Origin of the sequence: Streptacidiphilus sp. EB103A (genome assembly GCF_041261405.1) — a bacterium.
Lineage (GTDB): Bacteria > Actinomycetota > Actinomycetes > Streptomycetales > Streptomycetaceae > Streptacidiphilus.
Genome location: NZ_JBGCAQ010000023.1, coordinates 1 through 23,612, shown reverse-complemented (window position 1 = coordinate 23,612; position 23,612 = coordinate 1). Strand labels below are relative to the sequence as shown.

Genomic DNA, 23,612 nt, shown 5'->3' with positions numbered 1-23,612 from the left:
GGGGGCGCGGGGAACTGTTCTGGTCAACGTGCACGTAGGTGCATGGTTGGCAGCGCAGTTCCTCGCGCCCCTTTGTTGTGGTTCAGGCCTTGTGGCGAAGGGATCTGACGCCGAGGGAGCCTACGACCAGGCCCAGGACGAGTGAGGCCAGGGCCAGGGTGGCGTGGATCCAGAAGTAGGCGGTGGGGCGGGAGTGGTCGCCGTGGGTGAAGGCGAGGCCCTCACCGTCGGCCCACAAGTTCTTGAAAAAGGTCACCCAGATCCAAACCGACCAGATGCCGAAGGCGGTCAGGAACCAGGAGGCGCGGCGGCTCAGTCTCATGGAGCAAGTATCCCGGCCAGCCATTGGTGTGCTTTTACCAGGGGGTGGTTCGGTCGCCGCCATCGATTGGGTACGGTCTACCGGTGCACAACGATCTCCGTACCGCAGCCGTGGTGTGCATCGCCGCACTCACCGCTGGACTGGTTTCCGCCGTTCCCGCTGCGGCGGCGCCCACGCCCTCTGCGAGTGGCACGGTGACGCCGAGGCCGCCCGCCCGGATGTCCACGGTCGGCGGTGAACGGCTGGGGCTGTCCGGTGTGCAGGTGCAACTGGCGGCAGGGGCGCCGGCGCTGCCGGCCAAGCTGACCGCGCTGTCCTGGATCGTCTCCGACACCGGGACCGGCCAGGTGCTGGCGGCGAAGAACGCTCACTGGGCGCTGCCTCCGGCGAGCACCCTGAAGACGCTGTTCGCCGACACCGTGCTGCCGAAGATCCCGACCACGGCCACCCACAAGGTGACCGACGCGGACCTGGCCGGGATGGGTGCGGGCAGCAGCCTGGTCGGCGTGCTGCCCGGCCAGACGTACAAGGTGTCCGACCTGTGGCTCGGCGTCTTCCTGCGCTCCGGCAACGACGCCGTGCACGTCCTCTCCGCGATGAACGGCGGGGTGGCGGCGACGGTGGCCCAGATGCAGGCCCAGGCAGTGAAGCTGGGCGCGGGCGACACCCACGTGGTCTCCCCGGACGGGTACGACATGCCGGGGCAGGTGTCCTCGGCGTACGACCTCAGTCTGTTCGCGCGGGACGGGATGAAGGACGCCGACTTCGCCCGCTACGCAGGGACCGGCAAGGCCGAGTTCCCCGGCGGGCCGAACACCAAGGGCAAGCCGTTCGAGATCGACAACACCGACCGGATGCTGCTGGGCATCGACGGCGTCCCCCGCTACGAGGGCCTGATCGGTGTCAAGAACGGCTACACCACCAACGCCGGCAACACCCTGGTGGTGGCGGCCAGGCGGGGCGGCCGGACCATCATGGCGACGCTGATGAACCCTCAGGACCACCAGTTCAACACGGTCTACACCGAGGCCAGGGAGCTGCTCGACTGGGGCTTCGCCGCGGACGGCAAGGTCACCCCGGTCGGCAGCCTGGACGCGGCCACGACCGCGACGCACACGGCGGGCTCCGGGAACGGCTCGGGGGGCGACGCCGTGAAGGCCCCGACCAAGGCCGCACAGGCCTCGGTCGGCGCCTCCGGCGGCAGCTCCGGCGTCAGCGCACTGGGCTGGGCCGGGGCTTCCGGCGCCGGCCTGGTCGCGTTGGCGGTGGCGACCGGCGCCTCGCTGCTGATGCGCCGTCGGCGGCGCATCGCCCGGCGCAGCAGGCCGCTGCCGACGGTGAACGGGCTCGACTGACCGGCTCAGTTGCCGGGGTCGGCGGCGGCGTCCGAGTCGGCCGCGTCGGCGGCGCTCTGGGCCGCGTCGACCTGCTGCTGCATCTGCTGGACGGTGCTGCCGGCCACCCCGGTGGGCGCGGCCGACGGGGTGCCGGCGGGCGCGGTGCCTGCGGCCGGGGTGTGCGAGCAGGCGCCCAGGGTCAGCATCGCGGCGGCGGCCGCCAGCGCCAGGCCTGCGCGGATCGGGCGACGGCTCATCAGGAGGCTCCGCCGCCCTGGTTGTTGGCGGAGCACCAGGTCTCCACTGCCTTGAGGTCGCTCAGCCTGGTGGTGAGCGTGCCGACCATGGCCTGACGGGTGGTCAACCGGTCGTTGAGGTAGGTCTCGATGGCGGTGTTCCCGGCCGCCTTGGCGATGTCCACCCGCTTCTGCAGCCGCGCGATGGAGCCACGCTCGGTGGCGGGGCCGTGCAGCCGGGCCAGCGCACGGGTGATCCGGGCGTCGACCCTGGGGGCACGGGCACAGACGGCCTTCGCCTCGCGCTGGGCGGGGGTCTTGGTGGCCCCGGTGGACGGGGAGGCGGAGGCGGACGGGGAGCTGTCGCTCGGCGCCGCGGCCGAGGCCGGGGTGCTCGCGCCGATCAGCGCTCCGGTGAGGGCGATCCCGGCGAAGGCCGAGGTGAGGGTCGCGCGACGGGTGGGCATGGCAGGTCTCCTCCACTACGTCGGAGCGCGGTTGGCGCCCCGTCTGCGGGGAGCGTAGGAATCGTCCTTGTGGAAACGTTGTGGTCCGGTTGAGCTCACGTCAGCCGTCGGCGCTGAGCCAGTCCCGGCGCAGGGGGAGGGTCGGGGTGGAGGCGGCCAGCGGCAGGACGACCTCGGCCAGCGCGCCCGTCCCGGCCGGCGGGTCGGTGAAGCGGACCGTGCCCCGGTGCAGGGCGATCTGCTGGGCGACCAGGGTCAGTCCGAGCCCGGATCCGGGGCTGCCGGGGCCGCGCCGGAAACGGTCGAAGACCGAGTCGCGCTGGTCGACGGGGACACCCGGGCCGTGGTCGGCGACGGTCAGGACGGCGTCGGTGTCGGTGCGGCTCAGGGCCAGGTCGATCCGCGCCGTGCCGTCCGCCGACCTTCCGTGCACCAGGGCGTTGGCCAGCAGGTTGTCCACCGCCATCCGCAGGCCGGGCTCCCAGCCGTGCAGCCGCAGCGATCCGGCCGAGGACCGCACCGTGATCACGGCCTGCTGGTCGCGGCGGCGCGCCTCGGCCGCCGCCGACTCCGCCAGCTCCACCAGGTCCACCGGACCGAAGGCGTCCTGCTCGACCAGGTCGCCCTGGGCCAGCGCGCGCAGCGCGGTGAGCGTGCCCAGCAGCCGGGCGTGCTCGGACTGCAGGTCGGCGAGGATCTCGGCGCGGTCCTCGGCGGCCAGCCCGGGGTGCTCGGTGAGGACGTCCAGATTGGTGCGCATGCTCATCAGGGGGGTGCGCAGCTCGTGCGAGGCGGAGGCGGCGAAGGCCCGCGCGGTCGCCAGCGCCTCCGCGGTACGGGCCGCCTGCTCGTCGTAGCGGGAGAGCACCGACTGCAGGGTGCCGGCCAGCTCGTCCACCTCGACCACGCCGGTGGGCCGCTCGCTGAGGCTCGGCCTGGTCGCCGGGTCGTCCGGGTCCAGCCCGCCGGTCCGACGGCGCAGCAGCCGCAGCGGGCGGGCGGCGCGCTCCGCGACCAGGTAGGCGAGCAGGCCGCCTAGCGGCGCGGCGACGAGGGCGACCAGGACGATACGGCCGCGTACCGTCCGTACCTCGTGCTGCACGGCGGAGGCCCGGGCGAAGAGCCACAGCGTGCCGCCGGGCTGGGCGGCGCCGGTGGGGATGGTCTGCGCCAGCGCCCGCCAGGCGGTGCCGTCGGCGCCGACGACGGTCTGCGGGCGGTCGGCAGCGGCGGGGAGCGGGACGGCGAGGTCGGGCTGGGCGCCCGCGCTGTTCAGCACGGTGCCGTCGGCGGCGGTCAGCCGTACCCCGGCGTCCAGCGCGGCCGCGCTCAGCCGGCCCTGCTGGTTGGCCTCCTGCCGCAGCCGTCCCGCGGCGGCAGCCCGCAGCTCGGTGCGCGCGTACGGGAGCGCGGCCGCGGCGCGGTCGCGCAGCTGTCCGTCCTGTCCGGCCCGCAGGTCCCGGCCGACCAGGCCGAGCAGCAGCAGCCCGGCCAGCAGCACGAGCACCGGCACGATCACGGCGGTGACCAGGGCGATCCTGGTGGCGAGCCTCACGGCCGCCGGTCCCGGTCCGGCTGGTCGGGCTGGTCGGGCTTCAGCACGAAGCCGACGCCGCGGACGGTCTGCACCAGCCGGGGCCGGCCGCCGGCCTCCAGCTTGCGGCGCAGATAGCTGACGAAGGTGTCGACCACATCGGTGCGTACGTCGAAGTCATAGCCCCAGACCCGTTCCAGCAGCTGGTCCCGGGTCAGCACCAGCCCGGTGTTCCGGGCCAGCACCTCCAGCAGGTCGAACTCACGGCGGGTCAGCTCCACCGGGTCGCCCCGGTAGCGCGCCTCGCGGGTGGACGGGTCCACGGTGAGCCCGCCGACCGTCAGCAGATCGGTGGCGCGCGGCGGCCGGCGGCGCAGCAGCGCGTGCAGCCGCAGCACCAGCTCCTGCAGCGCGAAGGGCTTGACCAGGTAGTCGTCGGCCCCGGCCTGCAGTCCGGCGAGCCGGTCCTCCAGCTGGTCCAGCGCCGACAGCATCAGCACCGGGGTCTCGTCGCCGCGCTCGCGGAGCCTGCGGCAGACCTCGGTGCCCGGCAGGTCGGGCATGGAGACGTCCAGCACCAGCACATCCGGCGGTGCCTGCGTCAACGCCTCCAGCGCCGCACGGCCCCCCTCGGCCAGGGCCACCGTGAAGCCGCTCAGCCGCAGCCCGCGCTCCAGCGACCGCCGGATCGCGGCGTCGTCGTCCACCACCAGAACCCTGCCGTGTCGCTGCTCTGCCATCGCGGACCACCGTCTCCTGCTCGTGCTTGCGGGAAGCAACCATGCCAGACCGGGCCGTCAGCGGACGCGGCGGAGCCGGAGCCGTCGCAGCAGGGAGCTGCTCGCCGCGCCCAGCCCGAAGGCGGCGGCCAGGGCCGCCGGGCGGGAGCGCGCCTGCGCCGAGGCCGGTTCATCGGGCCGCTCGGACGGGTCGTCGGCCGCGGCTCCGGGCGTCCCCGTGCCGCCGGCCTCGGTCCAGGCTTCGACGGCTCGGGCGCGGGCTCTGGCTCGGGCGGCTTCCGGGTCGTCGGTGGCGGTCCAGGCGACGCAGAAGAAGAGCCAGCGGAAGATGAAGTTGATCCACAGCAGCAGGGCCACCGGGGTGCCGAAGGCGCCGTAGATGTTCTTGCCGGCGACATTGCTGAGGTAGGCGGAGAGCAACTGCTTCAGCAGTTCGAAGCCGACCGCGCCCAGCAGTGCGCCCTCGACGACGACGCGTCTGCGCTGGTCGCCGATGCGCGGCAGGCCCACCAGCAGATAGGCGAACATCAGGGTGTCGGCGCCCACCGCGATCAGGAAGCTCGCCGCCGACAGCAGCAGCCGGCCCCAGGACTGGTGGGCCACGCCGAGCCAGGAGGCGAGCTGTCCGGTGAGCGCCGAGGTCGCCGCCGAGGCGGCGATGGACACCGCGGCCACCACGCCGAGGCCGATCAGCACCCCGACGTCCAGGGCCTTGCGCAGCACCGCGTTGCCGGGCTCGATGGGCAGCCGCCACACGGTGCGGATGGCGACCCGGGTGGTGTCGACCCAGCCGAGGCCGGAGACCAGCAGCAGCACCCCGCTGATCACTCCGACCGTGGCGGCGTTGCGGACCAGCGAGTCCAGGTCCAGCGAGTCCGCCAGCGAGGGGAGCTGCCTCGCGATGGCGTCCTGGATGCTCCGCACCCGTCCGCTGCTGAGGGTGGCCGCGGCAATCGCCATGGCCACGGTGAGCAGCGGGAACAGGGCCAGGAACCCGAAGAAGGTGACGGCGCCCGCGAGCCGGTTCGAGCCCGCCTTGTTGAAATGGTCGAAGACCAGGTAGGGACGGCTCCGCAGCACCCGGGCGGCGACCGGTCCGAGCACCGGCAGCCGGGTCAGCCAGTCCATGACGTCGACCGGTCCTGACGGCCGGTCAGACCGCGAGCCGACGGAACAGCGGGCGCGGCAGGTGCCGCAGCCCGGACATGACGAACCGTAGCGCGGCCGGCGCCCACACCGTCTCGCTGCCGCGCTGCAGCCCGACCAGGATGGCCTCGGCGACGGCCTCCGGGGTGGTCGCCATGGGCGCCTCCGGCCGGCCCTCGGTCATCCGGCCCCTGACGAATCCGGGGCGGACCACCATGACGTGCACGCCGGTGCCCTGCAGCGAGTCGCCGAGGCCCTGGGCGAAGGCGTCGAGCCCGGCCTTGGTGGAGCCGTAGATGAAGTTGGCCCGGCGGGCCCGCTCCCCCGCGACCGAGGACAGCACGATCAGCGAGCCATGGCCCTGGCGGCGCAGCGCCTGCGCGCTGACCAGCGCCGAGGTGACCGCGCCCAGGTAGTTGACCTGGGCGACGGCGGCGGCGGCCATCGGGTCCTGTTCGTCCTTCAGCTGGTCGCCGAGAACCCCGAAGGCGAGCAGCACGGTGTCGATGTCGCCCTCGGCGAAGACCTTGCCGAGCACCGCCTCATGGGTGTCCAGGGCGGTGGCGTCGAAGTCGTGGACGGAGACCTCGGCGCCGAGCGCGGTGAGTTCGGCGGCGGCCGCGGTGAGCGCGGGCGAGGGGCGTCCGGCGAGGTGGACCCGCCTGGTCCGGCCCTGGACCATCCGGCGGGCGGTGGCCAGGCCGATCTCGGAGGAGCCGCCGAGCAGCAGCAGGGACTGGGGCTGGCCCAGGGCGTTCTTCATGGTCGGGACACCTTGGAGTCGGGACACCTCAGAGACTGAGGCGGCGGGCGAGGTCGGAGGTGAAGCGGTTGCCCGGGTCGATCCGGGCCCGCAGGGCGCGGAAGTCGTCGAGCCTGGGGTACATCGGCGCCAGGGCCTCCGGCTGCAGCCGGGAGTCCTTGGCCAGGTAGATCCGGCCGCCTGCGGCCAGAACTTCCTGGTCCAGGCCGTCGAGCAGCCGGCCGAGCCCGGGCAGCCCGGCGGGGATGTCCAGGGCGAGGGTCCAGCCCGGGGCGGGGAAGGAGAGCCAGCCGGGGTCGCCCTCGCCGAAGCGCTTGAGGACGGCCAGGAAGGTGGGGCAGCGGTGCCGGCTGATGGTCTCGACGACCCGCCGCAGCGCGGCCTCCTCGCCGTACGGGACCACGAACTGGTACTGCAGGAAGCCCGCCGGGCCGTAGACCCGGTTCCACTCGGGCAGACCGTCGAGGGGGTGGAAGAAGGCGGGGATGGTCTGCAGCTGTCCGCGCCGTTCGCGCGGCGCCCTGCGGTACCAGAACTCGTTGAAGGCGCCGACCGTGGCCGCGCTGAGCAGGCCGCCGGGGAGGCCGCGCGGCACCGCCGGGAGGTCGGCGGTGCGGAAGGCGAGCGGCGAGCGCAGCTGCCGCGGGCCGAGCCGGTCCAGCGGGGCGTGGTCGCCGCGGGTGAGGACGGCGCGGCCGAGCGACGCACCCCGGGCGAGCAGGTCGATCCAGGCGACCGAGTAGCGGTAGCGGTGGTCGGTGGCGTCCAGACGGGCCATCAGATCGTCGAGGTCGACCGCCCGCTCGGTGTCCACGCTGATCAACGAGGTCTGCACGGCCAGTAGTTGGATCTGCGCCGAGAGGACCACCCCGGTCAGCCCCATCCCGCCGGCCGTGGCCCAGAAGAGGTCGGGGTCGTCGGCCGGGGTGAGGGTGCGCACCCGGCCGTCCGCGGTGAGCAGCTCGATGGACCGGACATGGCGGCTGAAGCTGCCGCTGACATGGTGGTTCTTGCCATGCACGTCGGCGCCGAAGGCCCCGCCCACGGTGACCTGACGGGTCCCCGGGGTGACCGGGACGAACCAGCCCAGCGGCAGCAGCAGCCGCATCAGCCGGTCCAGACTGACCCCGGCCTCGCAGTCGAGCAGACCGCGTTGGACGTCGATGGAGCGGATCGCGCTGAGCGCGGTCATGTCCAGCACCGAGCCGCCGGCGTTCTGCGCGGCGTCCCCATAGGAGCGCCCGAGCCCGCGCGCGACCACCCCGCGCTCCCCCGCCGCCAGCAGCGCGGCGACCGCCGCCTCCGCGGTGGCGGGCGAGGTGACCCTGGCGGCGGTGGGCGCGGTGCGGCCCCAGCCGGTCAGCGCGACGAGCCCGCCGGACGGTGGAGCCTGTGGTCCTTGCATGACCATGAACGTAGCGCCCCAATCGGTTGAAACCGGTGATACCGCCTAGCGACGCGCCTGGGCGGCCAGCAGCTCGTCCACGCCACCGCCCTGACCTGCTGTGATGACCTCCTGGGCGTGCGGGGTCAGTCTGGCCACGTACTGGTAGCCGAACAGCGTGGGCCGCAGCCCGACCAGCGCCCGGGACAGCGCCGAGGCCGCCCCGGCCGCCGCCCCGGTACCGGCGAGCTGCACGAACGGGGAGCCGGTGGACCGGAGTTCGAGGAGGTCGTAGCCCGCGTTGCGGATCATCCGGCGCAGGCTGGAGCGGGAGAAGAAGCGCAGATGGGTCTCGTCGAGAATGCCCCGGCGGTCGTAGTCGAACGCGCCGAGGGCGACCCGGAGCCGTGAGTACCAGTGCCCGAAGTTGGGCACCGAGAGCACCAGTTCGCCGCCGGGACGCAGCACCTGCTGCACCTGGCGCAGCAGCCGTTCGGGGTTGACCAGGTGCTCGACCACGTCCCCGGCGACCACCAGGTCGAAGGGGCCGTCGAGGTCGGACGGCAGCCCCTGGTTGAGGTCGGCCAGCAGGAACCGGTCGGTGCGCTCGCGGACGCCGGGCACCTCGATGTAGTCGACGCCGGTCACCGTATGGCCCAGCTTGCGCACCTGCTCGGCGAAGAGACCGCCGGAGCAGCCCAGGTCAAGCACCGTCATCGGCTCCGCCCCGGACAGCATCGCCAGGATCTCCGCGTGCGAGGAGCCGTCGCCGGCCTTGAACGCGTACTCCTCGGCCTTGGGCACCCACGGGCAGCTGCCGAAGCCCTTCATGGCGAGCCGGTACTCCAGCACGTCCTTGACCACGTCCTTGGCGTACGTGAGGCCGTTGACGTAGCAGATCTCGTCCCCGTAGTAGGTGGGGATCGGGACCTCGACGATGCGCTTCCCCGCGTCGATCAGCTGCACGATGATCTGGGTGTCAAAGTCGAAGGCGTCGGTGTTGCGGTCGATCAGCAGCTCGCGCAGCGCATCGACCCGGTAGGCGCGGTAGCCGGAGTGGAACTCCGTCAGCGAGGTGCCCAGCAGCGAGTTCTCGATCTTCGTCAGCACCCGGTTGCCGAGCCACTTGTAGGCGGGCATGCCGCCACGGCGGGCCGCGCCCGAGTCCATCATCCGGGAGCCGAACACCGCGTCGGCCTCACCGCGTTCGATCGGCGCGACCATCTCGGCGATCAGCTCGGGCGCGTACTGCCCGTCGCCGTGCAGCATCACCACGATGTCCAGCCCACGCTCCATCGCCAGGGCGTAGCCGGCCTTCTGGTTGCCGCCGTAGCCGAGGTTCTTGGTGTGGCGCATGACCACGGTGGGCGGGGCGTCCTCCCGCTGGGACCAGCGCCAGCCGGCCAGGAAGGTCGCGTCATGGCTGGCGTCGTCCATCACCAGGATCTCGGCGATGCGCTCACGGAATTCCGCCGGGATTCGCTGGAGCGTTTTCGCCAGAGTGTTCTCCGCGTTGTACGCGACGACCAGGACGCCGATTCTGGGGGCGGTCGGGACAGCGGGCTGAGGCATGGCACCGACACTCTCATGGGGAGCTTGCGGCGCAGACCGGTCCTACTGTCATCCTTGCGCTCCCCATCTGCAGGTTCGCCGCTTCTGCCGAGCAGAGATCGTCACTCGAACTGATGGTCCGGTCCCCGGGAACGTTGCCGGACGGTTCGCGTGGTCGTTGGTCCTGGACATGAACTTTTTGAAGTCGCGTCCGCTGCGGCTGGCACGGGGCCTTTCCATCGCCGTCGCCCTGATCGCCTTTCTGCTGAAACTGGATATCGCCGCCCACACGGTCGGATCCGCGGACGCGCAGTTCTTCCATGGATTCAGTGAGGCGATTCTCCGGGTCGGGCCGTTCCACATCTACGGAACACGCCTCCGGCGCGGACTCCCGGTCTACAACCACCCCCCGCTGACCGGCCTGGTCCTGCTGCTGCTGGGACATCTGGCCAGGCACGGCGTCGCCTTCACCACCCTGATCCGGATCCCGCCCTGCTTCGGCGACCTCTGTTCCGCCGTCGTGGTCTTCGAACTGACGCGGCGTCGGCAGCGGCTGCCGACCGCGCTGGGGTGCTCGGTGGCGCTCTCCGCCAGTCCGGTGCTGGTCTGCGTCTCCGCCTACCACGGCAACACCGACTCGCTGTGCGTCATGTTCGCCCTGGTCTCGGTGCTGCTGCTGGCCGACCTGGGGTCGCCGGTCTGGGCCGGGGTCGCCGCGGCGCTGGCGATCAGCGTCAAGCTTCCGCCGGTCGTCGCCCTCCCACTGCTGCTGGTGGGCGCGTTCAGGATCGGCCCCGGCGCCGCCCGGCGCTTCCTGGCCGGCCTGCTGGCGACCCTCGCGGTGCTGTGGGGCCCGGCGCTGGTGCTGGAGCCGCGCGGACTGCTGCGCAACGTGCTGGAGTACCAGGGCGGCGGCGACCGCCAGTGGGGCCTGCTGCAGGCCGGCCGCTGGCTCGGGGTGCCCAGGCCGGTGCTGGACTTCCTCTACGGGAGCGGCCATCTCCCGGTCGTCGCCCTGGTCATGGCCTTCGGCGCGGTGCTGGCCTGGAAGCGGCCGAAGGAACTGCCCGTCGTCACCGGGCTCACCCTCTCCGCGCTGCTGTTCCTGTCGACAGCGAGCGGCGTGCAGTACCTGGCCTGGGCCGCGCCCGCGATGCTGGTCGTCGGCCTGTGGCCGGGGCTCTGGTACAACGTCCTCGGCGGTTCGCTGCTGGTGCTGATCTACACCCGCTGGAGCGGCGGCTTCCCCTGGTACCGGGTCCATGTGACCCGGTGGAGCGACGGTGAGCTGTTCCTCGGGCTGCTCACCTGGGCCGTGCTCGGGCTGGCGATCGGCTACGGGGCCTGGCAGGTGTGGCAGTCCGACGATGTGACCCTGCCGCAGCCCCGGCCCGACGAGCTCGGAACAGGTCAGCCGAGGGTCAGCATCCGGTCGACCGCCCGGCGGGCGCCCTCCGCGTCGAGCACGCCGCAGTAGGCCTTCCGGAAGGACGCATAGCGCTCGGCGTGGGCGGCGGCCACCGCGTCCAGGTCCAGGAGGGCTTCCAGCAGCTCCTCCTGGGTCCCCAGCAGCGGGCCGGGGCTGTGCCGGGGCAGGTCGATCTCCAGGCCGCGGACCGAGTCCCGATAGTGGTCCAGGTCCGGGGTGAAGAACAGCACCGGCCGGCCGGTACGGCAGAAGTCGACCGCCAGTGAGGAGTAGTCGGTGACCAGGACATCGGCGAGCAGCAGCAGTTCGACGGCGTCCGGGTGGGCGCTGACGTCGGTGACCGCTCCGCCGATCGGGAACGCGGACACCGTGTCGGGATGCCGGCGCACCAGGACCCGGTAGCCGTCGCCGAGGGCCTCGGCGAACGAGGTCAGGTCCAGGCCGGGGGTGAAGTCGTAGCGCAACGGCCGTCCGGACACCGCACGGTGGTCGCGGAAGGTCGGCGCGAACAGCACGGTCCGCCGGCCCTCGGGCAGGTCGAGCCGGCGCCGCAGCACCTCGGCGAGCTTGTCCCGGTCCTCGGCGTGCAGCAGGTCGGTGCGCGGGGAGCAGTCGCTGAGGATCTCGCCCTGGAAGTCCCAGGTCCGGCGCAGCGCCGTGGCGCCGGACCGGTTCGGCGCCAGCAGCAGGCTCCACTGCCGGGACTGCTCGGAGAGTTCCGCCAGCCGACTGTGGTCGGCGTAGACGGAACCCCGCAAGGCCAGGCCGGTGCGCTTGACCGGAACCCCGGCGCCGCACTGCACCACGGTCTGGCCCTCCCGGCGCCGGAACCAGGACGGGAGCTGGGTGTTGGTGACCAGATAGCGGCAGGTCGCCAGCGCCTGATGCCATTCCGGGCCGCCCAGGGCGACCGCCCGGGCTGACGGCGGCAGCGGCGCCTGCTCGTCGTCCACCGTCCACAGGTGCCGCAACTCGCTGCCACGGCCCAGCAGTTCTTCGTGGATGGCACGTGGCGCGTCGCCGTACTGCCGTCCGTCGAAGCTGCTGTAGAGCACGGTGTCGCGCAGCGGCAGCCGCCGGGCGGCGGGGTAGGCCTGCCGGGCCAGCTGCCGGATCCGGTAGGGGCTCTGCGCCTCGAAGCCGGGCGCGGCGGCCGAGCTGAGCACGAACATGTCGCGGTAGCAGGCGATGACGGCGAACTGCCGTCCTGCACCGGGGCGCTCCAGCGGCAGCCCGGCCTGGGCGGCGGTGGCGAGCCGCAGTGACAGCTCGCCGTCCCTGCTGTCGGCGCCGGTGCGGCGCAGGAAGCCGTACCAGTGCCCCTCGCGCAGCGGGAGCTCGCCGCCCAGCCCGGGGTGGGCGGCCGGGTCCAGGGCGGCGGTGAAACGGCCGTCCGCATGCTCGACCGGGACGGTCACCTCCTCGTGCAGCCCGCTGTGGCGCAGTACCAGCTGCACCGGCCCGGCGGTCGCCGGCAGTGTTCCGGCGATCTCCAGCCGCCCGTCCGGTGTCCAGGAGAGCGTCCCGGCGGTGGGGCGCCGGGTCCGCTCCAGCACCAACTGGCCCTCGGTGCCCGGCAGCAGCTGCAGCTGGTCGCCCAGGCGCGGATCCGGTCCACCGGGTCCCGGCGGCAGCGGGTAGCTGCCGGCGGCGAGCCCGGGCAGGGCCGTGACGACCAGCTGCGCTCCGCCCTCGGTGACCAGCCGGGACCACCAGCCGTCGACCGACCTCGGGGCCAGTTCGTGCGGGCCGTCCTCGGTCACCGGCGCGACCGAGGCGACCGCGTCCAGCGGCACGGCCGCCGTGAAGCCTCGCCATCCGGCCTCGGCCTGCCCGACTGTCACCGGGGTCTCCACCCGTGCCTCGGAGTCTTTCTGATTGACCGTCAACCGGACCGGCCGGTGCTTGTCGCGCACTCGGCCGGTGATCTCCAGGCAGCCGTCCACCAGCCGATGGCCGTCGATCCTGGCCTGGACCTCCTCGACCCTGAGCGTCAGCGCCCCGTTGTCGAAACCGATCCTCAGCAGGGTGTCCGCGTCCAGCGGCCGGACCCGGGTGAAGTCGACGTTGGCGCCGGCGGGCCGGATCGGTGCGTGCCGCAGCAGACCGGGGCGGCCCAGCGCGACCCGCAGCGTCCAGGCGCCGGCCTGCCACTTACCGCCGAGCTTGAACCGCTCCGGGTCGACGGAGAGCAGGAAGCCGGCGCCGGCGTGGTCGTGCAGCTCCTGCCCGGAGCCCCGTCCGGCGGCGACCGACGGCCGGCTGCGCAGCCGGAGCAGCGTCCGGCGCCGGTCCGGGCCGGTCAGTACGGCGGCCCGGAGCGAGGTGAGCGGCGAGCCGGCCGGAAGGTTGTCGACATAGGCGCAGCCGTGCAGCTCCAGTCGGCCCTCGGGCGACCAGCGCACCTCCTCCAGCTTGGCCAGCAGCGGCAGTTCGTCGCTCCGCAGAGCCACGGTCCGGGCCGGGAGCGCGATCGGCTCGCCGGAGCCGGTGCGGTAGACGGCCCGGCGCCGGACGGCTCCGGCGACCTCGAAGCCGTTGTGGCTGCGCTGCTCCAGCAGCAACAGGTCGAGCAGGTCCGCCGTGCGTCGGCCGCGGATCAGCTCCCACTTGGCCCTCAGGTCGACCGGGAGTTCGGCGAAGTCCTCCGGCGCCAGCCGCTCGGCGAAGGCGGCGGCGCCCGCCACGACCGCCTCCCGGTACTCCTCGCCCGCCTGCGGGAAGGCGTCCAGCAGAAAGCGGAAGTCATAGGAGAGGGTCTGCTGCTCGAACGTCCGCTGATGGACCGGCGAGCGCTCGGCGAGGAACCGGCTGGTGCGGTTGACGGCCTCGATCCGGTCGCGGGCGCCCTGCGCCTCGGCCGCCCGCTGGGTGATGGAGCCGCTCCTGATCCGCCAGTAGTAGACGTGCCGGTGCACCACGTCGACGGCCTCCGCCAGGAAGTGCGCGGGGACGGTCAGCGAGATGTCCTCGTAGAGGACGCCCTCGGGGAAGGCCAGCCGGTGCCGCTCCCAGAACTCCCGCCGGAACAGCTTGTTGCAGGCGATCCGGTCGGTGAGCAGCCACGGCTCCCGGGTGACATGGGTGCCCAGCACCGTCTCGCGCAGATGAGCGTGCTGGTGGTTCTGCACCCGGCGGTCCGCCTGCAGCCGGTACACATTGCCGGTCGCCAGGTCGGAGCCGCTCTCCTCCAGCGCCTCGTACAGGTACCGGTACGCACCCCGGGGCAGGACGTCGTCGCTGTCGACGAAGCCCAGGTACCTGCTGTCCGGATGGACCGAGCGGACGCCCAGGTTGCGGGCGCTGCCGAGGCCGCCGTTCTCCTTGCGCACCAGCCGGAACCGGGAGTCGACGGCCGCGTACTCCTCCGCGATCTCGGTGCTGCCGTCCGTGGAGCCGTCGTCCACCAGCACGACCTCCAGGTCGGCCATGGTCTGTGCGGCGATCGAGTCCAGGCAGTCCGCCAGGTAGTCCCGCACATTGAAGACGGGCACGATGACGCTGAGTTGGGGTGACATGGCGGCAACCTGTTCCGGGCGGGACGCGGAACCGGGGAATCCCCGGTCGGACGTCCAACCCGGGCGCTCGGAAGAAGGTCACCCGCCCTCGCCCGTTCAGGTGAATCCGGGCGCATCGTCTGGACAGCGCACCAGATTTGACAGAATGTTACCAGATCACTACGTTCCGCTGTCGATGCAGGCCGTGACGCCACCCTCCGGCCCAGCCGTGCCCCGCCTGGCCCTCGACACGACGGATTCCCATGCCCCGCTTCAGCATCATCGTTCCGGCCCGCAACGCCCAACGGCACCTCAGGACATGTCTGGAGTCCGTGCTCTCGCAGTCCTTCGGCGAGGTCCAGCTCATCGTGGTGGACACCGCGTCGACCGACCACACCGCGGCCATCGCCGCCGAGTTCACCCGGCTGGACGCCCGGGTGCTGATGCTGACCTCCCGTCGGCCCGACGACGAGGACGCCGCCCTGCGCCTCGGCGCGGACCGGGCCTCCGGCGAGTACCTGCTGCTGCTGTCCGCCGACGACGTGCTCACCCCCGAGGCCCTGGCGGTGCTGGACCGCGCCCTCACCGCCGCCGGCGACCCCCAGGTGCTGGTGTTCGCGCACCGGACCGACGACTGGCAGGGCCGCCCGCAGCCCGCCAAGGGCGTGGTGCTGCCGACACAACCGGGCGGCGGCACCGGCACCACTGTCGGCGGACCCGCCGTTCGGCCCGCGCTGCTGCGCCTGCCGCCGCTGCGCGCCAACCGGGTGCTGCGCCGGGACTTCTGCGCCCCGCACGGTCCGGGACCGCTCCCCGGCGCCGACTCCGAGCTGGTCTTCGCCTACCGCTCGCTGCTGGACGCGACGACCGTCGCCACCACCCCCGAACTGTGCCTGGTGCGCCGGATCCAGCGCGACCCCCGGGTCCCGGCCACGCGGCGCCCCTGCGACCCGGCGTCGCTGAGGGACTTCGAGGAGCTGCTCAACCGGGTCCAGGGCGATCCGGCGCTGGCCCGCCTGGTCCTGGAGCGGATGGTCCGCACAGTCCTGGACGAGCTGGCCCGCCCCGGCACCGCCTCCCGCTCCGAGGCCGCCGCCTTCTTCCGCACCGCGGCCGACAGCTGCGCCCGCTGGCGACGGCTCGCGGCGGGCGGGCTGCCGGGGCTCGGCGGGCTGCGGGCCCGCGGCGTGATCACCGGCTCACGCCCGGCGTTCCTGGCCGGCCAGCTGCTCGACCGGGCCCGGAAGCGCCTGCGGGAGAGCCGCGAGCGGGTCGGCCGGCGGGCCACCGGCTACGCGGTCAGGGCCGCCCGACGGATCGGCGGGATGCTGCCGATCCGCCGCGACCTGGCGCTCTACTGCTCCTACTGGGGGGCCTCGACCGGCAGTAACCCCGGCGCGATCCACGCCTGCGCCCGGCGGCTCGCCCCCGGCGTCCGCGGCGTGTGGGTGCTGACCGAGAAGGGCGCCGAGACCGCGCCGCCGGGTACCGACCAGGTGCTGCTGCGCTCCCCCAGGTTCTGGTGGTACGCCACCAGGGCGGGCTGGCTGGTGACCAACTCGGGCCTCGGCCTGGTCCACCCGAAGCGCCCCGGGCAGCGCTTCCTGATGACCCATCACGGGACTCCGCTGAAGAAGATGGGTCTGGACCAGCTGGACCACCCCGCCTGCTCGGCCAGGGTCAACTGGAACCGGCTGATGGCCATGGCCGGCCAGTGGGACCTGAGCCTGTCCTCGAACCGGCACTCCACCGAGGTGTGGGACCGGGTCTTCCCCGGCAGCTTCGAGAACCTGGAGGCCGGCTACCCGCGCAACGACGTGCTGGCCACCGCCACCTCCGCCGACGTGCTGCGGATCAGGAAGGAGCTGGGGATCCCGGCCGGGAACACGGCGATCCTCTACGCGCCCACCCACCGGGACCACCAGCGGGAGTTCCGGCCGCAGCTGGACCTCGCCCGGCTCTGCCGGGCCCTGGGCGACGGCTGCACCCTGCTGGTCCGCGCGCACTACTTCTACGGCGAGGACGCGTCCCTGCGGGACCTGCAGCGCCGCGGGCTGGTGCGGGACGTGTCGCAGCACCCGTGCGTGGAGCAGCTGATGCTGGCCTCCGACGCCCTGGTGACCGACTACTCGTCGATCCTCTTCGACTACGCCAACCTGGACCGGCCGATCGTCGTCCACGCCCCCGACTGGGAGGTGTACCGGGAGATCCGCGGCGTCTACTTCGACCTGCTGTCCGGCCGCCCCGGCGAGACCCCCGGGCTGGTGACCGCGGACGAGGACACCCTGGCGCTGGCGTTCCGCTCCGGCGCCTGGGACAGCGAGCACTCGGCGGGCCTCCGCGCGGCGTTCCGCGAGCGCTTCTGCACCCACGACGACGGCTTGGCCGCGGAGCGGGTGGTCCGCACCCTGTTCCTGGACGGGCAGGACGTCCCCGCGGTGCTGCCGCTCGCCGACCGCGCCCACGCCCCCTCCCCGCGGGAGGCGCTGCGGCTGCTCGCCGAGGAGGGCAGCACCGTGATCGGCCGGCAGGACGACCGCTCCGCCGCCGGCGCCCTGGACGCTACGGCCCGTCAGTGAGCAGACCGTGAAGAACCTGTCCATTTCCCCTGCGGGGAGGGTAGGGTCACCCGCCAGGGATCCAGCACCACCCCGAGTCGCCCACCCCCACCTCTCGGAGCGTTCAGAGTGTCCTCTGCCACCGCCCCCTCCCCCGCCTCTTCACCGGCGCCGGCCCGCCCGGAACAGCTGGACGACATACCCGGCTGGTTCTTCGCCAACGACCGCCTGCTCTTCGACTGGTTCCTCGGCGACCACCAGCGGGAGGTCCACGGCGACCTCCTGGAGCTGGGCGCCTACCTGGGCAAGAGCGCGACCCTGCTGGGCCGCCATCTCCGCCAGGACGAGATCCTGACGGTCTGCGACCTCTTCGACTCGGACGCCGCGGACGACGCCAACAGCGCCGAGATGGCGGGGTTCTACCGCTCCACGCTCACCAGGGTCAACTTCGAGCAGAACTACCTGGCGTTCCACGACCGGCTGCCCGAGATCATCCAGGCCCCGACCTCGGTGCTGGCCGACGGCCGCATCCCGGCGGGCAGCTGCCGCTTCGTGCATGTGGACGCCTCGCACCTGTACGAGCACGTGGCCGGCGACATCCAGGTCGCCCGGAAGGCCCTGGCGCCGGACGGGGTGATCGTCCTCGACGACTACCGGGCCGAGCACACCCCCGAGGTGGCCGCCGCCGCGTGGGAGGCCGTGTTCCAGCACGGCCTCCATCCCATCTGCCTCTCCTCGCAGAAGTTCTACGGCACCTGGGGCGACCCGGAGCCGGCCGTCACCGCGCTGCGCGCCATCGTCGGGACCTGGCCGGGACGCCACACCATCGACACGACGATCGCGGGCGAGACCTTCGTCCGGCTGGGAGGAAACGGGGAGCCGCCCGCGTTCCCCGCCTCCCGCTTCCACAGCCCGTCGGTGCTGCGGCCCACCGTCCGGACCGCCCAGGAGACGGCCCCGGCCTCGCCGCGCCGGCCCCGGCTGCGGCGGCTGGCCGCGGACCTGCTCCCGCCGCTGGCCGTCCGGGCCGTGAACCGGCGCCGGAGGCGCAGCAGCTGACGCACCGTCGGCGCCGTGGGCGCCGCAGGCCTAGAGCTCCTCGGGCCTCGGCGCCGTGGTCCGCTCCGCCAGCGGGATCACCGGCAGCGGGGTGCTCTCGCCCAGGAAGACGGTTCGGACCACGCGCTCCGCGGCGCGGCCGTCGTCCAGGGCGCAGAAGCGCTCACGGAAGGCGCTCCGCAGCGCGGCGTTCGCGCCGGAGCGCCACTCGTCCGAGCGGAGCAGCTCGGTCAGCTCCTCCTCGCTGCTCGCGGTCGCGCCGGGGCTCTGCCCGGGGCGGCCCGAGAAGACGTCCAGGTAGGTGCCCCTGGTCTGGCGGTAGACCTCCCAGTCGTCGGCGAAGACGATGATCGGCCGGTCCAGGTTGGCGTAGTCGACCATCAGCGACGAGTAGTCGGTGATCAGCGCGTCGGCGGCGAGGGCCAGCCGCTCGACCGAGGGGTGGCCGCTCACGTCGATGACCCCGGGGGCGTCGACCGGCGTGTATCCCGCCGGGCTCTCCCGGTCCAAGAAGTGGGTCCGGTTCAGCAGTACGTAGTCCGGTCCCAGCGTGCGGGCCAGCCGGGCCAGGTCGAGACCGGGCCGGTAGCTGGCGCGGTACTCACGCGTGGTCGGCGCGTACAGCAGCACGGTCTGCCCGGGCTTGACGCCGAGCTCTTCGCGGGCGGCCAGCACCTCGGCGGCGCCGGCCGTGCTGTAGACGTCGTTGCGCGGGTAGCCGTACTCCAGGTTCTGGTAGTCGGAGGGGTAGACCCGCTCCCAGACCTGCGAGGAGAAGTGGTTGGCGCTGAGGCTGTAGTCCCAGGTGTCGACCCGCCGCAGCATCGCGTGGAAGCTCAGCGAGGAGCCGGCCGCCGGGTAGTCGCGCAGGTCGGTGCCCATCCGCTTGACCGGGGTGCCGCAGTGGGTCTGCAGGTAGACCATGCCTTCGCGCTTGGGCGCGCTGTCCGCGAAGGGCACGTTGCTGACCGAGTAGGCGGCCCGGGAGGCCACCTCGCGGTACTCCCGGGAACCGGGCGACACCACCGTCAGCCCCTCGGGGACGTCCTTGCGGCGCGCCGCCTCGACCACCCAGACCGACCTGATCTCCGGGGCCAGCTCCTGCAGCTTGGCCTGGATCGCCGCCGGGTTGCAGGCCGGCAGCCGGTACCGGTAGGAGGAGAACAGCGCGAGCTGCGGGTTCAGCGGCAGCCTCCGCTGGGCGGCCTGGTAGGTCGTCAGCAGGCCCTGCGCCACCGCCTTGGCCGCCACCGGCCGGATCTCGTTCACCGTCCGGCCCGCGGTCCGGGCCAGCCGGCCGAGCGGCCGCTGCTTCCAGTCGCCGCCCACCGCCAGGGCGGGGGCGCCCTCCGGCCGGTGCCGCCGTTCGGCCTCGGCGGCGAGCTCGAAGAACTCCTTGCGCGCCTCCGGCGGCACCCGGTCCGGGTGGTTGCCGATGGTGCGGCAGTGCTCGACCATCCGCTTGTGCAGCAGCGGCAGCCAGCGGTGCAGCTCGGGGCGCTCCTGAAGGAAGGCGAAGACCAGGTCGTACTGGGCGAAGACGTCGAAGTGCCTGCGGCTGACCGTGGCCAGGATGTTGCCGCCCTGCCGGCGCTGCCGGTAGTGAACCACCACCCGGTCGAGCGTGGCGATGGTGGCCGCCGACAGCATCACCGGATAGGTCCACGGAGTGTCCTCGTAGTACCCCGCCGGGAAGCGGAAGCCGTTCCGCTCGACGAAGTCCCTGCGGTAGGCCTTGTTCCAGGCCACCATCAGCAGATTGAGGATGTCTTCGCGATCGGCGGCGGTGAAGACCTCGGCCCGGCCGACACCGGTCCGCAACGCCCCGGCCGCACCGTCGCGGCTGCGCACGGTCCGCTCGTCCCAGTAGCTGCGGGCGTAGTCGTACACCAGCACCTCGGGCTCGCCGGTGGCGTCGAGCCGGTCCGCGATCGCCCGGAGCGATCCCTCGGTCAGGGTGTCGTCGCTGTCCAGGAAGATCAGGTAGTCGCCGGTGGCCGCCTCGATCCCGGCGTTCCTGGCCCGGCCCAGGCCGACGTTCTCGGGCAGGTGCAGCACCCGGACCCGCTGGTCCGCGGCGGCGTATGTGTCCAGGATCTCGCCGCTGCCGTCCGGCGAGCGGTCGTCCACCCCGATCAGCTCGAAGTCCCGGTAGGACTGTTTGAGGACGGAGTCCAGACAGGCGCCGAGGTAGGACTGGACCTGGTACGCGGGCACGATGATGCTGAACCGGGGCATGGTGCACCACCCTAGCGTTCGACCCCCGGGAACCGTCCCGAATCGGTGGGCGTCTTGCCGAACGCCATCCGATCGAACGGCGGGTGTCGTGCATCCGAACAGCGGGTGCCTGGCATCGGTCGGCCAGATAGGGTGAAGGCCCATAGGCGGACGATCAGCTGTCAAGTACATCCGCCGTGTCGCCCTGTCCCAGAAAGGCCCGCCGCACCTCATGGCCCCCCGCCTCTCCGTGGTCGTCCCGATCTACAACGTCGAGCTGTACCTGGAGGAGTGCCTGGCGTCCCTCGCAGCACAGACCTTCGACGACTTCGAGGTCGTCATGGTCGACGACGGCTCCACGGACTCCAGTGCCGAGATCGCCGAGGCCTTCGCGCGACGTGACGCCCGCTTCCGCCTGGTCCAGCAGGAGAACAAGGGCCTCGGCCCGGCCCGCAACACCGGCACCGCGGCGGTCGACCCCGAGGCCGAGTTCCTGACCTTCGTGGACAGCGACGACATCGTCCCGCCGAACTCGTACCAGCTGATGATCGAGACGCTGGAGCAGACCGGCTCCGACTTCGTCGCCGGCAATGTGCTCCGCTTCCGGGCCGTGGGATCCAACCCGTCCTGGGTGCACCGCGCGCCGTTCGCCTCGACCAAGCTGAAGACCCACATCAGCGAGCTCCCGGCGCTGGTCACCGACCGCACCGCGTGGAACAAGGTCTACCGGCGCAGCTTCTGGGACGAGCACGCCATGCAGTACCCCGGCATCCTCTACGAGGACGCCCCGGTCAGCGTGCCGCTGCACTACCTCGCCAAGTCGGTGGACGTGCTGGCCGAGCCGGTCTACCTGTGGCGGATGCGCGAGGTCGGCTCCAGGTCGATCACGCAGAACCGGACCGACCCCAAGGGTCTGATCGACCGAATGGCCTCGATCAGCATGGTCCGCGAGTTCCTCAAGGCCCAGTCCGCGTCCGACCCGGAGTTCCGCACCTACCTGCGCTCCTACGACCACAACGTCCTGGTCGAGGAGATGCTGATCTTCTTCCGGGCGCTGCCGATCGCCGACGAGGAGTACCGCGAGCTGTTCCTCGACCATGTCGGGCCGATCCTGGAGGACATCGAGCCCACGGTCCTCAACAAGCTGGCCGAGGGTCTGCGGATCAAGTTCTGGCTGACCGCCAAGCGCCGGATGGCCGACATCCTGGCGATCCTGGAGTTCGAGAAGGAGTACCCGCGGGCCATCCCGACCCGCGGCACGCTGCGTCCCAAGGCGGACTACCCCGCTCTCAGGGACAGCCCGCCGCTGGACGAGGCGGTGGCGACCCTGGTCGCCGCCGTCGGCCTGCACGCCACCGTGGACGAGATCACCTGGCAGGACGGCTCCCTCAGGCTGGAGGGCCACGCCTTCCAGAAGAACCTCGGCGCCGAGCACCGCTACGACTCCGTCCGCGCGCTGGTTCTGCGCCAGGGCGGCAAGAGCAAGCGCACCCTGCTGCTGCCCACCCGCACCGTGCGACGTCCCGATGTGACCGCCCGGGAGCGCAATCTGCCGTTCCACCACGCCGACTGGTCCGGCTGGTCGGTGACGGTCAACCCGGACCGGCTCAAGAAGCGCGGCGAGTGGAAGGACGGCAGCTGGGGCGTGACCCTGGCGCAGTTCGGCGCCGGCCGTCCGCGGCGGACCCGGATCAAGGAGGGGCTGACCGGCTCCGGCCAGGTGCCCACCCCGTTCTGGGTGAACCAGGACGTACGGCTGATCCCCGAGATCTCCGACCAGCACCTCGGCCTGCGGGTCGAGACCGTCAAGGCCCGGGTGTCCTCGGCCAGGGCCGTCGACGGACTGATCGAGCTCAGCGGCTCGATCAAGCCGCGCAAGGGCCTGGACGCGGTCCGGATAGAGGTTCGGCACACTGAGGACGGCAGCAGCAGGAAGCTGCTCTACCCGGTCGAGCTGGGCGCCGAGGCCGACGGCAGGGTGCCCTTCACCACCCGGATCGACCCGGCCGCCCTGGAGCAGGTCCGGCTGGAGGAGGCGGAGATCCGCGCCAGCGCCCGGACCCGGCAGATCGACCACTGGACCGCCGAGCTGCTGCTCTCCGACGACAGCACACTCCCCCTGGTCGTCGACCAGGGGGCTGACAGCCCGTCATCGGTGCAGTTCCCCCTGGTCAAGGACGGCGCACCGGCACGGCCGGGAGACCGCGCGCTGCTGGTCCGCTCCTCGCCGCGGGGTTATCTGCAGATCTGTGATCAGCGGGTGCAGCCGGTGGTCGAGGCGGTCTCGGTGCCGGCGGACCGGTCGGCGTTCCTGCTGGAGGGCAGCTACCCGGTCGCCGGCAGCCACCACTTCGACCTGGTGCTGCGCCACAAGCAGCACACCCGCCGCGCGCAGACCCACCGGGTCCAGGTCACCGACGGCACCTTCCAGGCCCAGCTGCCCGCCTACCCCAACGACGTCTACGGCGGCGAACTGCCGCTGCGCGCCGGCGAATGGGAACTCCTGGCCCGCCTCGGCGACCACCAGGCCGACGAGATCAAACTGCACCTCGCGCCGCGCGCCCACACCAGCGTCCCGCAGCAGGTCCAGGCCCGCGGCAAGAGCGTCACCCTGGCCCGCCGCTGGTACGACTGCCTGCTGCTGACCGCCGCCGACTCCCTGACCGGCCACGAAGCCGGCCCCTACCACCAGCGCCGGCTCCGCCAGGACAGCTACCCCGCCGCCCGCACCCAGCCCCTGCGCCCCGCCGTCCTGTACAACAGCTTCGACGGCGGCCCCTACGCCGACTCCCCCCGCGCCATCCACCACGAACTCATCCGCCGCGGCACCCCCCTGGAGCACCTGTGGGTCGTCGACGACCTCCAGGCCGACATCCCGCCCACCGCCACCCCGATCCGCCTGCACAGCCCCGAGTGGTACCAGGCCCTGGCCACCAGCCGCTACCTGGTCACCAACACCCCCCTGCCCGCCTGGATCCAGCGCCGCGAGGGCCAGACCCTGCTGCAGACCTGGCACGGCACCCCCGTCAAGCGCATCGGCCACGACTTCGACAACGACTGGTACGCCGACCCCGACCAACTCCACGCCCTGGACCAGGGCGCAGCCCAGTGGAACCTGCTGGTCTCCCCCAACCCGCCCAGCACCCCGGTGCTGCGCCGGGCGCTGCGCTACACCGGCACCGTGCTGGAGACCGGGCTGCCGCGCACCGACCAGCTCCACGCCCCGGACCGCGACAAACGCGCCCAGGCCATCCGCGAACACCTCGGCCTGCCCGAGGGCAAAACGGTGGTGCTGTACGCCCCCACCTGGCGCGAGGACCAGCTCGGCTTCGACAACATCCTGCGCCTGAACCTGCAACTGGACCTGGCCGC

General features: G+C 72.5%; 16 protein-coding genes. 5 read left to right on the top strand and 11 right to left on the bottom strand.

All coding sequences use genetic code 11. The features are described 5' to 3' along the window. Positions 1–82 precede the first annotated feature (82 nt). Positions 83–322, bottom strand: a complete 240-nt coding sequence (locus tag ABH941_RS32480) for an SCO4848 family membrane protein (RefSeq protein ID WP_370133173.1) — start codon at positions 320–322, stop codon at positions 83–85. An 83-nt stretch (positions 323–405) separates the two neighbouring features. Between ABH941_RS32480 and ABH941_RS32475 the strand changes: the two genes are divergently transcribed. Further along, positions 406–1,677 carry a D-alanyl-D-alanine carboxypeptidase family protein gene (locus tag ABH941_RS32475; RefSeq protein WP_370133172.1) on the top strand — a complete coding sequence of 424 codons (1,272 nt, stop codon included), beginning with the start codon at positions 406–408 and terminating at the stop codon, positions 1,675–1,677. A gap of 5 nt (positions 1,678–1,682) precedes the next feature. On the opposite strand, the gene ABH941_RS32470 is transcribed toward ABH941_RS32475, so the two are convergent. The 8 genes from ABH941_RS32470 to ABH941_RS32435 all read right to left on the bottom strand — a co-directional run bounded on the left by ABH941_RS32470 (position 1,683) and on the right by ABH941_RS32435 (position 9,501). Then, positions 1,683–1,916, bottom strand: coding sequence for a hypothetical protein (locus ABH941_RS32470; RefSeq protein ID WP_370133171.1), 234 nt, complete (start codon positions 1,914–1,916; stop codon positions 1,683–1,685). Beyond that, positions 1,916–2,362, bottom strand: a complete 447-nt coding sequence (locus ABH941_RS32465) for a hypothetical protein (RefSeq protein WP_370133170.1) — start codon at positions 2,360–2,362, stop codon at positions 1,916–1,918. Before ABH941_RS32465 ends, ABH941_RS32470 begins: the two co-directional genes overlap by 1 nt. A gap of 100 nt (positions 2,363–2,462) precedes the next feature. Continuing rightward, the gene (locus tag ABH941_RS32460) at positions 2,463–3,917 is read right to left on the bottom strand and encodes a sensor histidine kinase (protein WP_370133169.1); all 1,455 of its coding nucleotides are present in this window, start codon (positions 3,915–3,917) and stop codon (positions 2,463–2,465) included. After that, positions 3,914–4,636 carry a response regulator transcription factor gene (locus ABH941_RS32455; RefSeq protein WP_370133168.1) on the bottom strand — a complete coding sequence of 241 codons (723 nt, stop codon included), beginning with the start codon at positions 4,634–4,636 and terminating at the stop codon, positions 3,914–3,916. Before ABH941_RS32455 ends, ABH941_RS32460 begins: the two co-directional genes overlap by 4 nt. A gap of 57 nt (positions 4,637–4,693) precedes the next feature. Beyond that, entirely contained in the window at positions 4,694–5,764 is a 1,071-nt protein-coding gene (locus ABH941_RS32450) for a YihY/virulence factor BrkB family protein (RefSeq protein ID WP_370133167.1), read from the bottom strand. A gap of 25 nt (positions 5,765–5,789) precedes the next feature. Next, complete coding sequence (locus ABH941_RS32445; RefSeq protein WP_370133166.1) at positions 5,790–6,545, bottom strand: decaprenylphospho-beta-D-erythro-pentofuranosid-2-ulose 2-reductase; 756 nt, start codon at positions 6,543–6,545, stop codon at positions 5,790–5,792. A gap of 28 nt (positions 6,546–6,573) precedes the next feature. Then, complete coding sequence (locus ABH941_RS32440) at positions 6,574–7,950, bottom strand: FAD-binding protein (RefSeq protein ID WP_370133165.1); 1,377 nt, start codon at positions 7,948–7,950, stop codon at positions 6,574–6,576. Between the two features lie 45 nt (positions 7,951–7,995). Next, a complete protein-coding gene (locus tag ABH941_RS32435) occupies positions 7,996–9,501 on the bottom strand; it encodes a methyltransferase domain-containing protein (protein WP_370133164.1) in 1,506 nt (501 codons plus the stop codon). 169 nt (positions 9,502–9,670) lie between these two features. On the opposite strand from ABH941_RS32435, the gene ABH941_RS32430 reads away from it, so the two are divergent. Then, positions 9,671–10,957: a hypothetical protein gene (locus ABH941_RS32430; protein WP_370133163.1), complete on the top strand. Its 1,287-nt coding sequence runs from the start codon at positions 9,671–9,673 to the stop codon at positions 10,955–10,957. On the opposite strand, the gene ABH941_RS32425 is transcribed toward ABH941_RS32430, so the two are convergent. Continuing rightward, complete coding sequence (locus ABH941_RS32425; RefSeq protein WP_370133162.1) at positions 10,891–14,427, bottom strand: CDP-glycerol glycerophosphotransferase family protein; 3,537 nt, start codon at positions 14,425–14,427, stop codon at positions 10,891–10,893. The two genes, ABH941_RS32430 and ABH941_RS32425, sit on opposite strands and share 67 nt — an antisense overlap. A gap of 242 nt (positions 14,428–14,669) precedes the next feature. Here ABH941_RS32425 and ABH941_RS32420 point away from each other — a divergent pair, with 242 nt between their 5' ends. Together ABH941_RS32420 and ABH941_RS32415 are read left to right on the top strand one after the other, a co-directional pair. Then, positions 14,670–16,985, top strand: coding sequence for a CDP-glycerol glycerophosphotransferase family protein (locus ABH941_RS32420; protein WP_370133161.1), 2,316 nt, complete (start codon positions 14,670–14,672; stop codon positions 16,983–16,985). 108 nt (positions 16,986–17,093) lie between these two features. Beyond that, entirely contained in the window at positions 17,094–18,023 is a 930-nt protein-coding gene (locus tag ABH941_RS32415; protein WP_370133160.1) for a class I SAM-dependent methyltransferase, read from the top strand. A 30-nt stretch (positions 18,024–18,053) separates the two neighbouring features. On the opposite strand, the gene ABH941_RS32410 is transcribed toward ABH941_RS32415, so the two are convergent. Further along, complete coding sequence (locus ABH941_RS32410) at positions 18,054–20,261, bottom strand: CDP-glycerol glycerophosphotransferase family protein (protein ID WP_370133159.1); 2,208 nt, start codon at positions 20,259–20,261, stop codon at positions 18,054–18,056. Positions 20,262–20,472: 211 nt separating this feature from the next. Between ABH941_RS32410 and ABH941_RS32405 the strand changes: the two genes are divergently transcribed. After that, on the top strand, positions 20,473–23,612 hold a 3,140-nt coding region (locus ABH941_RS32405; protein ID WP_370133158.1), incomplete at its 3' end, for a CDP-glycerol glycerophosphotransferase family protein.

Coding starts and splice junctions, on each gene's coding strand:
- ABH941_RS32480 (WP_370133173.1), bottom strand. CDS start 322: ATGAGACTGAGCCGCCGCGCCTCCTGGTTCCTGACCGCCTTCGGCATC.
- ABH941_RS32470 (WP_370133171.1), bottom strand. CDS start 1,916: ATGAGCCGTCGCCCGATCCGCGCAGGCCTGGCGCTGGCGGCCGCCGCC.
- ABH941_RS32465 (WP_370133170.1), bottom strand. CDS start 2,362: ATGCCCACCCGTCGCGCGACCCTCACCTCGGCCTTCGCCGGGATCGCC.
- ABH941_RS32455 (WP_370133168.1), bottom strand. CDS start 4,636: ATGGCAGAGCAGCGACACGGCAGGGTTCTGGTGGTGGACGACGACGCC.
- ABH941_RS32450 (WP_370133167.1), bottom strand. CDS start 5,764: ATGGACTGGCTGACCCGGCTGCCGGTGCTCGGACCGGTCGCCGCCCGG.
- ABH941_RS32445 (WP_370133166.1), bottom strand. CDS start 6,545: ATGAAGAACGCCCTGGGCCAGCCCCAGTCCCTGCTGCTGCTCGGCGGC.
- ABH941_RS32440 (WP_370133165.1), bottom strand. CDS start 7,950: ATGCAAGGACCACAGGCTCCACCGTCCGGCGGGCTCGTCGCGCTGACC.
- ABH941_RS32435 (WP_370133164.1), bottom strand. CDS start 9,501: ATGCCTCAGCCCGCTGTCCCGACCGCCCCCAGAATCGGCGTCCTGGTC.
- ABH941_RS32430 (WP_370133163.1), top strand. CDS start 9,671: ATGAACTTTTTGAAGTCGCGTCCGCTGCGGCTGGCACGGGGCCTTTCC.
- ABH941_RS32425 (WP_370133162.1), bottom strand. CDS start 14,427: ATGTCACCCCAACTCAGCGTCATCGTGCCCGTCTTCAATGTGCGGGAC.
- ABH941_RS32420 (WP_370133161.1), top strand. CDS start 14,670: ATGCCCCGCTTCAGCATCATCGTTCCGGCCCGCAACGCCCAACGGCAC.
- ABH941_RS32410 (WP_370133159.1), bottom strand. CDS start 20,261: ATGCCCCGGTTCAGCATCATCGTGCCCGCGTACCAGGTCCAGTCCTAC.